Annotated in this window: 11 protein-coding genes; 7 read left to right on the forward strand and 4 right to left on the reverse strand. The window is 71.2% G+C overall.

Translation table 11 applies throughout. The features are described 5' to 3' along the window. The first annotated feature begins 73 nt into the window (after window positions 1-73). Genes AB0H43_RS20620 through AB0H43_RS20635 form a run of 4 tightly spaced genes read left to right on the forward strand, consistent with a single transcriptional unit; the run spans window position 74 to window position 3508 of the window. A complete protein-coding gene (locus AB0H43_RS20620; RefSeq protein WP_360001244.1) occupies window positions 74-604 on the forward strand; it encodes a hypothetical protein in 531 nt (176 codons plus the stop codon). Further along, the gene (locus AB0H43_RS20625; protein ID WP_360001246.1) at window positions 541-1662 is read left to right on the forward strand and encodes a peptidoglycan-binding domain-containing protein; all 1122 of its coding nucleotides are present in this window, start codon (window positions 541-543) and stop codon (window positions 1660-1662) included. Before AB0H43_RS20620 ends, AB0H43_RS20625 begins: the two co-directional genes overlap by 64 nt. Next, window positions 1659-2312, forward strand: a complete 654-nt coding sequence (locus AB0H43_RS20630; protein WP_360001248.1) for an ABC transporter ATP-binding protein — start codon at window positions 1659-1661, stop codon at window positions 2310-2312. Before AB0H43_RS20625 ends, AB0H43_RS20630 begins: the two co-directional genes overlap by 4 nt. Next, entirely contained in the window at window positions 2309-3508 is a 1200-nt protein-coding gene (locus AB0H43_RS20635) for an ABC transporter permease (RefSeq protein WP_360001250.1), read from the forward strand. Before AB0H43_RS20630 ends, AB0H43_RS20635 begins: the two co-directional genes overlap by 4 nt. A 111-nt stretch (window positions 3509-3619) precedes the next feature. Here the strand turns inward: AB0H43_RS20635 and AB0H43_RS20640 are convergent, their stop codons facing one another. Both AB0H43_RS20640 and AB0H43_RS20645 read right to left on the reverse strand, forming a co-directional pair. Then, window positions 3620-4252, reverse strand: coding sequence for a transcriptional regulator (locus AB0H43_RS20640; RefSeq protein WP_360001252.1), 633 nt, complete (start codon window positions 4250-4252; stop codon window positions 3620-3622). Next, entirely contained in the window at window positions 4249-4644 is a 396-nt protein-coding gene (locus AB0H43_RS20645) for a DNA-binding protein (protein ID WP_360001254.1), read from the reverse strand. Before AB0H43_RS20645 ends, AB0H43_RS20640 begins: the two co-directional genes overlap by 4 nt. Window positions 4645-4701: 57 nt before the next feature. Here AB0H43_RS20645 and AB0H43_RS20650 point away from each other — a divergent pair, with 57 nt between their 5' ends. Continuing rightward, a complete protein-coding gene (locus AB0H43_RS20650; RefSeq protein ID WP_360001256.1) occupies window positions 4702-5883 on the forward strand; it encodes a PEP/pyruvate-binding domain-containing protein in 1182 nt (393 codons plus the stop codon). Window positions 5884-6018: 135 nt separating this feature from the next. Beyond that, complete coding sequence (locus AB0H43_RS20655) at window positions 6019-6630, forward strand: histidine phosphatase family protein (protein ID WP_360001258.1); 612 nt, start codon at window positions 6019-6021, stop codon at window positions 6628-6630. 48 nt (window positions 6631-6678) lie between these two features. Here AB0H43_RS20655 and AB0H43_RS20660 read toward each other — a convergent pair whose 3' ends face one another. Then, window positions 6679-9744 (reverse strand): hypothetical protein, encoded by a 3066-nt coding sequence (locus tag AB0H43_RS20660; RefSeq protein WP_360001260.1) that lies wholly within the window; start codon window positions 9742-9744, stop codon window positions 6679-6681. Between the two features lie 205 nt (window positions 9745-9949). Here AB0H43_RS20660 and AB0H43_RS20665 point away from each other — a divergent pair, with 205 nt between their 5' ends. After that, window positions 9950-12718 carry a BTAD domain-containing putative transcriptional regulator gene (locus AB0H43_RS20665; RefSeq protein WP_360001262.1) on the forward strand — a complete coding sequence of 923 codons (2769 nt, stop codon included), beginning with the start codon at window positions 9950-9952 and terminating at the stop codon, window positions 12716-12718. Here the strand turns inward: AB0H43_RS20665 and AB0H43_RS20670 are convergent. Continuing rightward, window positions 12715-13191, reverse strand: coding sequence for a hypothetical protein (locus AB0H43_RS20670; protein WP_360001264.1), 477 nt, complete (start codon window positions 13189-13191; stop codon window positions 12715-12717). The two genes, AB0H43_RS20665 and AB0H43_RS20670, sit on opposite strands and share 4 nt — an antisense overlap. Window positions 13192-13194 lie beyond the last annotated feature (3 nt).

Below are 13194 nucleotides of genomic sequence, written 5' to 3' on the forward strand. Positions count from 1 at the left end.
CTTTGCTCCACTGAGCCGCGAATTGCTCGCCTTCGCTACCGAGCTGCTGACGGCTCGACCTCGAGGAGGACGGATGCGTACGAGGATATGGGGGATCGTGCTGGTCCCGCTGCTGCTCGCAATCGCGGGCTGCACCGATGACGGGCGACCGTCGGTGGCCAGCGCGGGCACCGCCACGGCTACCCCGGCTCCGTCGAGCACACTGAGCCACTACGACCAGGTGGTCGCGTACACGATGTGCATGCGCCAGCACGGTGTGCCGATGGACGACCCGATCGGCACCGGCGACGACGCCGACGAGGGCCACGTCCAGCCCGGCTTCGACAAGGGCAAGGCGGACGCCGCCCTCGCGGCCTGCCAGAGTCTGCGACCGCCGCGGGTCGGCCCCGAGATCGACTTGAAGACCGAGCTGAGCCGCAGGTACGCGCGCTGCATGCGCGAACACGGCGTCGAGCAGTATCCGGACCCGGACGCTCAGGGCCAGACCCGGGTGTCGCAGGAGGTCGGCGAGGACCCCGACTACCCGGCGGCCAAGAACGTGTGCGATCAGCTCACCGACCAGTGGTACGCGTCGGCGGCGGCGACGTTGCGGCCCAGCTCGTGAACCGCCGTACGCGTACCGCGGTGGCGACCGGGGCGATCGTTCTCGTCGCTGGGGCCGCGACCGCCGCCGCCGTCGGCATCGGCGACTCCGGGCCGGCCGAACGCACGGCCGGCGATCTGCCCCCGCAGACGGCCCAGGTGACCCGGCAGACGTTGCAGGACAGCGTCGAGGTGATCGGCGACCTCGGGTACGGCGCCGCCGACACGGCGCCCGGCTGGATCGGCGGAGTGGTCACGCGGGTGCCGGTCGCCGGTGCGGTGATCAGCCGGGGGCAGGCCGTCTACCGGGTCGACGATCGGCCCGTCGTGCTGCTGTACGGGACGGTCGCGGCGTACCGGGCGATGGGGACGGGGACGGTCGGCAAGGATGTGCGGCAACTGGAGACCAATCTGAAAGCCTTGGGATATCAGGGATTCGACGTCGACGACCGTTTCTCGGCGAGCACCGCGACGGCGGTACGCCGGTGGCAGCGGGCGCTCGGCGTGACCCAGACCGGCCGCGTCGAGCTGGGTCAGGTGCTGTACGCGGCCGGTCCGATCCGGATCGACGCGGTCACGGCCGGGGTGAACCAGCCGACCGGCGGCGGGCAGCCGGTGCTCACCTACACCGGCACCGGCCGGACGATCACCGTACGCCTGGAGGTGACCGAGCAGCGGCTGGCGCGGGTCGGCGTACCGGTGACCGTCCGAATGCCGGACGGCACCGAGACGCCCGGCCGGGTCGAGCGGGTGGCCACGGTGGTCGACGAGCAGACCACCGGCGACGCCGCCCCGACGACGATGATCGAAGTCCTCGTCTCGCTGCGGGACGCGAACGCCGCCCGGGGCGTCGAGGCCGCGGTCGTCACAGTCGGATTCACCGCGGCCGAGCACGTGGATGTGCTCACCGTCCCGATCGCGGCGCTGGTGGCGTTGGCCGAAGGCGGATACGGCGTCGAGGTCCTCGACGGCACGGCCACCCGGTATCTGCCGGTCCAACCCGGTCTGTTCGCCCACGGGCGGGTCGAGGTCACCGGGAACGGGCTGGCTGCCGGGATGACCGTCGGGATGCCCGGATGATCGCGCTCACCGAGGTGACCAAGCAGTACGCGGGCGGCGTACGCGCGCTCGACGGGGCGAGCCTGACGATCGGGGCGGGCGAGTTCGCGGCGATCGTCGGGCCCTCCGGCTCCGGCAAGTCCACATTGCTGCACCTGGCCGGGACGCTCGACCGGCCCACCGCCGGTCGCGTCGTGGTCGACGGGCACGACGTCGCCCGGCTGTCCGACCGGCAGCTGTCGGCGTTGCGGGCGCGCCGCATCGGCTTCGTCTTCCAGCAGTTCCACCTCGCGGCGGGCGTCCCGGCGCTCGACAACGTGGCCGACGGCCTGCTGTACGCCGGGGTGCCCGCCCGATCGCGGCGGGCGCGGGCGCGTACCGCGTTGGAACGAGTCGGCTTGGGACATCGGCTGAACCATGAACCGCATGCCCTGTCCGGTGGCGAACGGCAGCGAGTGGCGATCGCACGTGCCGTCGTCGGCGAGCCGGCGTTGCTGCTGGCCGACGAACCCACCGGCAACCTCGACTCCGCATCCGGCGCGGAGGTGATGGCGTTGCTGCGTAGTCTGCACGACGACGGGACGACGGTCGTGGTGATCACGCACGATCGCGAGGTCGCCGCCGCCACCGACCGATGCATTCGTGTACACGACGGGCGGGTGACCGCATGAGCACGCTCACCCCGAGCCGGTTGGCGCCCGCCGACGTCGTCCGGGTCGGCGCGGCCGGACTGCGTACGCGTCCGGTCCGGGCCTGGCTGTCGGCGCTGGGCATCGCGATCGGCATCGCCGCCATGGTCGCCGTCGTCGGCATTTCCGCCTCGTCGCGCGAACAGCTCAACCGGGAGCTCGCGGCGCTCGGCACCAACCTGCTGACCGTCTCCACTGGACGGACCGCGACCGGCCAGGACGCCGCGCTGCCGGCCGAGGCCGAGGCGATGATCGGCCGGATCGGGCCGGTGACCGGGGTCTCGGCGATCGGCCGGATACCCGGGCTGCGGGTATACCGGTCGGACAAGATCCCCACCGTCGAGACGAACGCGCTCAGTGTGCTGGCCGCCCGGACCGGTCTGCCCGGCACGGTCAGCGCCACCCTCCGCCGGGGAGCCTGGCTCAACGACGCCACCGGCCGTTACCCGGCGGCCGTGCTCGGCGCGTCGGCGGCGACCCGGCTCGGCATCGGCCGGCCCAGTCCAGCGGTGGAGATCCTCGTGGGCGGTGTGCGGTTCACCGTGATCGGGGTGATGGCACCGGCTCGGCTGGCCCCGGAGCTGGACACCGCCGTTCTGATCGGCTGGGACGAGGCGGCGACCGCGTTCCACTTCGACGGGCTGGCCACCACCGTGTACGCACGAGTCGACGACCGCGACGTCGAGGCGGTGCACGCCGTGCTGGCCCCGACGGCGAACCCGCGCGCGCCGGGCAACGTCACCGTCTCGCGCCCGTCGGAACTCCTCGCCGCGCGCCGCGCCACCGACTCGGCGCTCAACGGGCTGCTGCTCGGACTAGGCGCGGTGGCTCTGCTGGTCGGCGGGGTCGGCGTGGCCAACACGATGGTCATCTCGGTACTCGAACGACGGGCCGAGATCGGGCTGCGCCGCGCGCTGGGCGCCACCCGAGGCCAGATCCGGCTGCAGTTCCTCGCCGAATCGCTGCTGCTGTCCGCGCTCGGCGGGCTCGGCGGGGTGGCGGTCGGCGTCGCGGTCACCACGGCGTACGCGGCGTATCAGCACTGGCCGCCGGTCGTCCCGGCCTGGGCGAGTAGCGGCGGTCTGGTCGCCACGATCGTCATCGGCGGCCTGGCCGGGCTGTACCCGGCGATCCGGGCCGCGCGGCTGTCGCCCACCGAGGCCCTCGCCGCCCCATGACAACTGGCGCTCCGCGCGTTGCTTTCGCGCTGGATCAGGGTTCCGGGTCGAATCTTGCACCAAGATTCGACAGAGAACCCTGATCCAGCGCGAATGGCGCTCGGTGGGCGCTCAGGCGGCGGAGCGGGTGAGGCCCTGCGTCGCGATGAGGTCCTCGTGCAGCTCGAACCAGACTCGGTGGCAGGAGTCGACGTCGGTGCGGTCGATCCAGCCGCCATCGCCTGCCACGGCTCGCTGCCGGGCGTCGGCGAAGCGAGCGTCGTAGCCGCGCAACCGGGTCAGGATGTCACCGAGCCGCCGGGCGAGCGGGCCGAGGGCGAGGTCGATGGCGGCCAGTTCGACGTGGACAGCGGCGTCCCACGCGGGATCACTGTGGTCGTTGGGCGCGAGCGGATCGGCGTCGTTCGGCCGTAGCTGCCAATGCGTACAGGCCTGCTGCAAGCGGGTGTTCAGCGGCAGGAACCGCCGGTAGACCTCGCCCACCTCGGCTGCGCCGCCGGCTTGGTCGAGTTCGGCGGCCAGCCGGCGTTCGTTCTCCGTCCGGCCGCGGTCGGTCAGCGACCAGCCGCCCAGGCCGGCGAACTCGGTGTGCGTCACCCAGCCGTACGCCTCGGCGTCGCCGAGCAGCTCCTGCGTCAGGTCTTCGTCGAGGGCGTACCGGGCGGCGATCGCTTGGGCGTCGGCGTAGCCGAGGATGCGTACGGCGTGCAGGACCAGCAGATCGGGTGCGGAGGCGTGGCTCACGACTCGGCGTCCTGCCGGGCGGCCAGGCGGTGGAAGTGCTGCTGGCACGCTTGCGGGGAGTTGAATCCCATGGATTCGGCGATCTGCGCCCACGTCAGTCCCGCGCTGCGGGCCGCGAACAGCAGTCCGCTCTCCAGCGCTTCGACTTCGGCTCGCGCGGCGGGGAGCAGGGTGAGCGCGCTCAGCACGGCTTCGGTGTCCAGGTCGGCCGATCGGAACAGGGCGAAGTGGGCTAGATCGACGGCCGAAGGCGGTACCGGGGCCGGCCGCCACGGCCGGTCGGCGAGCTGGTCGGCCCCCAGGCGCAGCAGCCGGGCGGTCGCCTCCCGCTCGTCGCGGGCTTGGCTTTGATCAGCCTGACTTGTACGCGCGGCGTCGTGCTTGCGGGGCATGACGCCGATCCTGCAGAATCAACAAGTTGTTGTCAACATTATGTTGAAGGTGTCTTGATGATCGTCCCGTTGGTGCAGGCCACCGTGGCGAGCTGCGGTGCGAAGGCGACCGCGCTCGGCGTACTCCTGCGCGCCGGTCTGCCGGTGCCGGACGGCTTCGTCGTGCCGTTCGGCGTCCACCGCCGGGCCGAGGGGAATGCCGACGCAGCGCTGCCCGCCGATCTGGTCGAGTTGTTGCGGCGAGGGCTGGACGAGATCGGTGATCCACCGGTCGCGGTTCGATCGTCAGCCGCGCACGAGGACACCGCAGCCGCGTCGGCCGCCGGGCAATACGACAGTGTTCTCGGCGTACGCGGAGTCGGCGAGGTGGCACAAGCGATCCGGACGTGCTGGGCTTCGCTGCACTCCGCTCGGGCGGTCGCGTACCGGGAGGGGACCGGCTCCGAACCGGCGATGGCGGTACTCGTCCAGCGGCTGGTCGACGCCGATGTCGCCGGGGTCATGTTCACCGCGGGTCCGGACGGCCCGACCGTCATCGAGGCGTCGTGGGGGCTCGGAGCGAGCGTGGTCGGCGGCGCTGTCACGCCGGATGCGTACCAGGTGATGGACGGTGTGGTCAGCACGACCGTCGGCGACAAGCGAATCCGGTTGGACCGGCGGGCCGGTGGTTTGATGACCAGCACCGTGCCCGGTGCGGACCGGTGGCGCGCGTGTCTGGACGACGCGACCGCCGTTCGGGTCGCCCGGTTGGGCGACGTCGCCGCGGGACTGTCCGGCGAACCACAGGACATCGAGTGGGCGATGAGCGACCAATCGATCTGGCTGCTGCAATCCCGGCCGATCACCGTCGCGCCACCTAAGCCACCGTCAGCGCCGTTGTCAGTGCCGCTGTCGATGCCTTCGCCGGGGACGGGCAAGGCGGGCGCGTTCACCGGGACACCGGCCAGCGGGGGGATCGCCACGGGCGTCGCGCGCATCGTCCGTGGGCCGGCCGACTTCGCCCGGTTCCGCCAAGGCGACATCCTTGTCTGCCAATACACCGACCCGGCGTGGACCCCGCTGTTCCGCGTTGCCGCCGGTGTCGTCACCGAGACCGGCGGTGTGCTGTCCCACGCCGCGATCGTCGCCCGCGAATACCGGATTCCGGCCGTGCTCGGCCTGCCGCAGGCCATGACCGTGCTCGGCGACGGAGCCCTCATCACGGTCGACGGGACAGCTGGAACCGTTACGACGCAGTGAATTCCGCTCGACGTCGGAGCCGGCCCGACGTGCCGGACGGCTCGGCTCCCTAGCCGGCGCGGCGGCGAGCACGGCCAAGAACGAACCGATCTGACCGATCGAGAGGAGCGGCGCGGACCGCGCCTGTCACGACCTATGCGAACGCGGCATCTCTATCTCGCCCGCCACGGCCATGCCGACGCCCTCGGCGATCTCACGGCCGACGGCCGCCGGCAGGCGGACCTGCTCGGCCGACGTCTGGCCGCCGTCCCCGCCGACGTCATCTGGCATTCGCCGGTGCCCAGGGCGGCCGCGACCGCGCGGCACATCGCGGAGCACCTGCCCGATGTGATCGTGGCCGCGGCGGACGAACTCGCCGATCACGTGCCGTACATCCCGGCCGCCGAGGAGACACCCTCGGCCTGGCGAGGCCGATTCGACGGCTCCAGCGCCGGGGACGTCGCCGCTGCCTCCCGTCGCGCAACCGCGCTGCTTGCCCGGTTCGCCACGGCCGACCCGGTGCCGGGCGTTCCAGAGACGGACACGCACGAGATTCTGATCGGCCACGCCCCGCCGATCGCCTGGCTGGTCCGTGACGCGCTGGGCGCTCCACCGGCCCGGTGGCTCGGCCTGGACAGCGCGAATACCGCGCTGACCGTTCTCCGCTACCGGATCGGTGAACCTCCCGCACTCGTCGTCTTCAACGACCAGAGCCACCTGCCGCCGGAGCTGCGCTGGACGGGCTTTCCCCGGACGGTGGCGCTATGAGAAGGGTCCGGCCGCTCGTGGCGACCGGACCCGGTGATCACCCGGCGATCAGGCGTGCCGGATGAAGGCGTTGGCCAGAGTCAGGTCCTCCATGATCGCGACCACGTCGGGCAGGCCTTCGGTGTACGCACCGGCGGCCAGTTCCCGCGAGTGCGCCTCGTACCGCGTGGCGAGCACGTTCGTGCGGTGCTGGCCGATCCCGAGAAGGCAGTCGCCGACGGGGTCGCCGCTGGCGCCGGGAGCGCCGTTGGCGGTGCAGCCGTTCCAGACGGTCGCCTGGTTCGCCATCGGGTCGACGAGTTGCGCGCCTTCGGCGCACGCCCCGCCCGGCCCGGTCAGCGCGCAGCCGGCGTAGTTGGTCTGCGCCTGGAGGAAAGCCTGGCTCATCGTGTTGATGCCGTACAGGTCGGACGGCAGTCGTTCGCCGCCGACGGTGAGCAGGCCGAGTAGTTCGTCCTGGCTCATCGCCTTGGCGAAGCCGACCTGCGTGTACGCCCGCAGCATCGCCACCGCCCGGGTGAGGCGGGTGTTGGCGGCGAACAACGGAACGTTGGGCGACGCGAGTGCGGTGACGACGGCGTTGTAGTACGCCTTCTGCCGCCCGGTGAGGTACTCGTTCATCCGCTTGCGGGCGTACGTCGCCGGGGTCTCGTCGGTCTGGGTCGTCGCCCCAGCGGTGAACCCCGCGAGGTACGACGCGTCCCACTTGTTCAGGTAGTAGGTGAGGTTGTTGCAGAAGCCGCCGGGCGCACCGGTGACGTAGCTGCGGCAGATCTCACCGAGGTACCACGACGAGTGCCAGGTGCGGTAGTCCCACTCCTGGCCGCCCCAGGTGACCTTGATCTTGAAGGTCATGTCCAGGTCGGCGTAGGTGTGGTTGAACTTGTAGTCCTCGGCCGTCTCCACGTTGGCGAAACTGGCCGTGTAGCAGAGCCGCACGGTGGGCTGTTGCGGGTGGGCGTACTTGGCGAACTGCAGCGCGCTGGGCGCCTGGGTGATCGACATCGTGGACGGCCGCGTCAGCGACGGCGTCGCGCCGGTGCACGGGCCGACCTTCGCCGGATCGGTGAGCTGCGCCGCCGTGTTCAGCGGCTGGTCGGCGTTGCCGAACATGTTGTAGATCTTGTTGTCGGGGTTGGCGCCCCGGATGGCGCCCAGCTCCGCCGAGAACGACTGCAACGCGGTGCGGTACTCGGCCATCGCGTTGGTGAACAGGGCGTTGGTGCGGTTGCCCTGAGCGTCCGGTGTGGAGCGGGGCACGCTGAACCGCCGGGCGGCGGCCAGAATGCCCTGACCCTTGGCGAGGATCCCGTTGGTCTGGGTCTCGCTGACCTGGACGGCGTAGTTCGGGTTCTCCGCCACCATCCGGGCGTACGCCCGCGCCGACGTCGTCCACGGCCCGATCGCTGCGGGCTTCGTGTCCGACGACCGGGTTCCGCCGTAGTACGTGGCCGCGTACCAGTCGAGATAGTCGATGGCGGTGGCCGGGCCGGTGTCGTCGTCGTCGAAGGCACGCGTGATCGTCACCGGGTCGAGGTCCTCGTACTGGGACTCGACGAACGGGAAGAACACCGTGTTGTACGCCTTGTAGGTGGTGGCCATGACGTCCAGCTCGTTCACCACACCCTGGTATTCGCCATAGGTCTGGATCGGCTCGTTGTAGGTGTACTTGTGACCCACACCCCAGTTGATCGCGACGATGGCGTCGTGCATCTCGGCCTTCGCCAGCGCCCGGACGATGGCCGTACCCCAGTTGTCGACCTTGACGTTGAGGGCGTAGAGCTCCTGCTCCAGGTAGGTCAGCTCGGCGAGCGTCGCGTGCTGGAGACCGATGACCTCGTCGAACCGGCTGAGCATCGCCCCGTACATGACGGTCAGGGCATGGTCGACGCGGTCGAACCGCGAGGTCATCGTGGTGGCCAACTGGCCCACCTGGTCACGGAGCCGGTGAATCTCGTCCATGAGCAGCTGGTCGGGGGTCGGCCCGTCGGCGAAGACCGGCAGCAGCGCACCGATCGCGCCGAGGATGTTGCCGGTCAGCGCCACCGTGCTCATCGAGGTCAGCGCCTGCGTGAGGCTCAGACCGGCGATCGACGGGATGTACTTGTTGATCGCGGTCGCCACCTGCATCAGCGACTTGCCGACTCCGCCGACGATCCGCCCGGCCGTCGGGTCGGCGAAGCCGAGCGCCGTGGCCAGCGCCTGGATCGCCATGCCGGCGGCGTCGATGTCCTTCTGCCGGTCGACGGCCGCCTGCCGCTGAGCGCTGAACGTCGCCGGGCTCGGCGGCGTCGTCGTGGACGTCACCGGGAACTGCTGCCCAAGCTGGCCCACCTGGCCGATGAGCTGGGCGTTCTGGGTCTCCAGCCGGGTGATCGCCGAGACGATCTGCGACCGTGCCTCGGCGATGTAGCCCTCGGTGTTGGCCGCGTGCTCCAGCAGCGCGTTGACGTTCATCCAGGTGGCGATCGCCGGGTCGGCGGCGAGCTGGTCCATGGTGGCGGTCGACAGCACGCCCAGCCGGGAGCCGAAGTTGCCGTCCCAGGCGGCCGCGAAGGTCGGATCACCCTGCGCCTGGGTCGTGATCCGGCGCCAGATCATGTCCTGCACCGGGTAGAACCGTTCGAACTGGTCGTAGGAGAACTGCGCCGTCGCGACCTGATCGATGCGCTCGCCGTACGCCTTGCCCACCGGCGCGACCGTCATCTCGAGCAGTTCTTTCATGATCGGCGCGGCGACGGCCGCCTGCGGCCAGGCCGACATCATGGTCAGCACGTGCGGCAGGGCCTCATAGGTCTGCAGGGCGAAGTCGGTGCCGTCCAGGTGGCCGTCATACCACTGGCTCATGAGCGCCGCGTGCGCCAGGATCTCGTCTTTGGTCTTGGTCGGGAACCGCTGGTGGTAGCCGAGCATCTCGGCGCTGAGCACGAGATCCTTGAGTCCCTGCGCGTCCTGGGTGCGGGAATGCACCGATGCGACGAACAGGTCGTCGCGCAGTCGCTGCGCTTCGACGTCCACCGGGTCGGCGTACGCGGCATTGCTGACCGCGAACACCGCGGCGACCGCGAGAGTGGTCGCGATGGCGACCCTTCGCAGGTTGGCCGTGAGTCTCACGTTACGTCCCTTCTAGGTGGCGAGGCACGGTCGTGCTCGCTTCGCCAGGACAGCCGACGCGACTTGGGAACGACTTGGGTCAGACATCGACGGCGATGCCGCTACCTGGGCGCCGTGACGCACGCCACGCTGGGGCTGTCGATTTCTCGACGATGCAACGAAAGCGATGGAACGAACCGGGTCCCAGGCCGTACTTTCCCTTCCCATGTCCACAGTTGAGATTCGAGTCCTCGGCAGCCTCAGCGCCCGTGTCGACGGCGCCGAGGTTCCCCTGGGCGGCCCCAAACAGCGGGCCGTCCTGGCCAGCCTGCTGCTGGCGCGGCCCCGCTCGGTCTCCACCGGACGCATCATCGATGACGTGTGGGACGGGGAGACCGCTCCGTCGCTGACCACACTGCACGCGTACATCGCCGAACTGCGGCGGGTCCTCGAACCGGGCCGGCGGATTCGAACCGCCGCCCGCGTGCTGACCACCGAAGGCAACGGGTACGCCCTGCGGGTGGACGCCGCCGGCGTCGACAGTGCCGAGTTCGCCCGGCTGGCCGCCGACGGCGCCCGGCTGCTGCGCGACGGTGACTGCGGTCCCGCACTGGCCGCGTTCGACGAGGCGCTCGCGTTGTGGCGCGGCCCGGCGTACGGGGACTTGGACGGCTTCGGTTTCCTGGACGCGGAGATCCGCCGGCTCGAGCAGGCGCACGACACCGTGACGCTCGACCGCTTCGAGGCGCTGATCGACCTCGGGCGGCACAACGAAGTGCTGGGCGACCTGCACGCGTACGCCGCCGAGCAGCCGCTCGCCGAACGCGGCTGGCGGCTCTACGCTCTCGCCCTCTACCGGGCCGGGCGGCAGACCGACGCGCTCGACGTTCTGCGTACCGCTGAGGACCTCCTCGCGGACAGCTTCGGGCTCGACGCGAGCCCGGTGCTGCGCGATCTGCGTACGGCGATCCTGCGGCACGACTCGCAGCTCGCGCCCGCTTCCGTGGCCTCACCGGAAACGATTCCGCACCTGCCGCATCCGGTGTCCTCCTTCATCGGCCGTGCGGACGACCTCGCCGCCACCGAGCGCGCGCTCGCCACCGCCCGGCTCGTCACCGTCACCGGCCCGGCCGGCATCGGCAAGACCCGGCTGGCGATCGAGACCGCCCACCGCCGCCCCGGCCCGGACGGCCCCTGGTTCGTCGACCTCGCCGACCTGCGGCAGCCCGACCTCGTGGCCGCGCAGATCGCCCGGACGCTGGGCGTACCCGTCGAAGCGCTGACCCACCTGCTCGCCGCGCGGCAGACCTTGCTCGTGCTCGACAACTGCGAGCACCTCGTCGACGCGGTCCGCGACTGGTGCGCCCAGATCCTGACCCGATGTCCCGGCGTGCGGATCCTGGCCACCAGCCGCGAAGCGCTGGGCATCATCGGCGAAGTCATCGTCGACCTGCCGCCGATGACCACCGACGCGCACCGGCTCTTCACCGACCGCGCCGCCAACGTCCTGCCCGGTTGGACGCCCGACGCGGACGAGTCGGCGCTCATCGACCGGATCTGCGGGCAGCTCGACGGGCTCCCGCTGGCGATCGAGCTGGCCGCGGCCCAATGCCGGGTGCTGTCGCTCAGCCAGATCGCCGCCGGGCTCCCCGGGCCGACGCCGGTCACGGAACCGGACCGCGCCCCGCGTCATCGCGACCTCGGCCACGCCATCGCCTGGAGCTACGACCTGCTGCCGCCCGCCGAACAAGCCCTCTTCGAACGGCTCAGCACGTTCGCCGGACGCTTCGACCTCGACGCGGCCGCCCAGGTCACCGCCACCCCCGACGCGCTGCCGTCGGTGGCGGCGCTCGTGCGGAAATCACTGCTGCGCGTCGAATACGGCGCCGGGCCACGCCGCTACCGCATGCTCACCGCGCTGCGCGCGTTCGCCGCCGCCAAGCTCTCCACAAGCGACACCGCCGAGCTCGCGGCACGGCATCGGGTCTGGGTCACCGGCTGGGTCGAGGCCGCGGAATCCGGTCTGCGTGGCTTCGAGGCGTACGCCGAGATCCGCCGGCTGGAATCCGATCAAGCCGAAGCCCGAGCGGCGCTCACCTCGGCCCTGCTCGACGGCGACGGTCGCACCGCACTGCGCATCGCGGCCGCCCTGCACTGGTTCTGGTACCGGCGCGGCTACATCACCGAAGGCCTCACCTGGTTGCAGTCGGCGCTCGACCTGGCCCGCGACGCGCCCGACTCGTTGCGCGCGCGGGCGCTGCTCGCGGTCGCCGGACTGAGTTACCTGCGGGGCGACGCGGCGACCGCCATCAGCGCCGCCGAACAGGCGCACGAAGCGGCCCGCCGCGCCCGCGACCGGCTCACCACCACGTATGCGGTGATGCACCTCGGGCACTTCCGCGCCCTCCTCGGCGACCTCGACACCGCGTACGCCCACGCCGTGATGGCCGAGCGAGGTGCGCGGGCACTCCGCGTACCGTGGCTGCAGACGGAATGCCTGATGATCCTGGGCAATGTCCACCGCCTGCGCGGCGACCCCGCGCGAGCGCGCGCCGACCTCGCCACCGCGATCAAGATCGGCGAAGCCTGCGGCCATCGATGGGCGACCGGCTCCGCGGCCTGGACCGCGATGAAGTCCGCGATCGACGCGGGCGAGCCGGAAGCCGCGCTGGCCATGGTGGCCGACATCGTCGGCCCGTTGGAGGCGGACCTGGACCTCACCGCGTGGCTGGTCCTGGCGCACACGACGGCCGCCGCCTTCGCCCACAGCGGCCGTCCCGAGCCGGGCGCGCTGCTCCTCGGGGCCGTCCAGACGCTCGGCGGCCACATCGGCTTCTCGCCCGAACTGATGGACCCGATCGACGGCCCACGCGAAGCCGCCGCCGTCCGCGACGCGCTGCCACCCGCTGTCCTGCGGGAACTCGTGGCACAGGGCGCGCAGCTCAGCCGTGTTCAGGCCACCGAGATCATCGCCGCCGCCCTCCCCGTCGGCTAGGCGTAGGTGATGGCGAAGAGGCGGTCGGCCGGGTCCACCCGGGCGGACAGCAGCGCGCCGGGCACGAGGGCCGAGTCGGTCGCGTGGGTCGTCTCGGCTTCGAAGGTTTCGAACCCGGGGCCGCTGATCCGCAGGCGGAGCATCAGTTCCGGGTCCTCGCCACCCAGATGGTTCGCCACGGTCAGGATCTCCGCCGTCGCGGCGACACCGGCGGCGGTCAGCTGACGGGCGTCGCGGCGGGAGCGGTTCACGATATGCCAGCCGAACAGGCCGAAGCCGACGCCGACGATCGTCGTCAGCACACCGCCGGCGAGCGGGCCCCAGAAGTCCTTTCCCGACAGCTGGCGGCCCTGTGACACGTCGGCGGCGAGCAGGATGGGGCCTGGCAGACAGATCGCCAGGAACAGCAGTCGGCAGAGCAGTGCGCCGATCGGACCGATGCGGGCTTCCGCCTCCCGGGGCGTACTCGTCATCCC

The sequence above is a fragment of the Hamadaea sp. NPDC050747 genome, from assembly GCF_040654195.1.
In the GTDB taxonomy this organism is placed as follows: domain Bacteria; phylum Actinomycetota; class Actinomycetes; order Mycobacteriales; family Micromonosporaceae; genus Hamadaea.

Coding starts and splice junctions, on each gene's coding strand:
- AB0H43_RS20670 (WP_360001264.1), bottom strand. CDS start 13,191: ATGACGAGTACGCCCCGGGAGGCGGAAGCCCGCATCGGTCCGATCGGC.
- AB0H43_RS20665 (WP_360001262.1), top strand. CDS start 9,950: ATGTCCACAGTTGAGATTCGAGTCCTCGGCAGCCTCAGCGCCCGTGTC.
- AB0H43_RS20645 (WP_360001254.1), bottom strand. CDS start 4,644: ATGCCCCGCAAGCACGACGCCGCGCGTACAAGTCAGGCTGATCAAAGC.
- AB0H43_RS20650 (WP_360001256.1), top strand. CDS start 4,702: ATGATCGTCCCGTTGGTGCAGGCCACCGTGGCGAGCTGCGGTGCGAAG.
- AB0H43_RS20630 (WP_360001248.1), top strand. CDS start 1,659: ATGATCGCGCTCACCGAGGTGACCAAGCAGTACGCGGGCGGCGTACGC.
- AB0H43_RS20635 (WP_360001250.1), top strand. CDS start 2,309: ATGAGCACGCTCACCCCGAGCCGGTTGGCGCCCGCCGACGTCGTCCGG.
- AB0H43_RS20655 (WP_360001258.1), top strand. CDS start 6,019: ATGCGAACGCGGCATCTCTATCTCGCCCGCCACGGCCATGCCGACGCC.
- AB0H43_RS20620 (WP_360001244.1), top strand. CDS start 74: ATGCGTACGAGGATATGGGGGATCGTGCTGGTCCCGCTGCTGCTCGCA.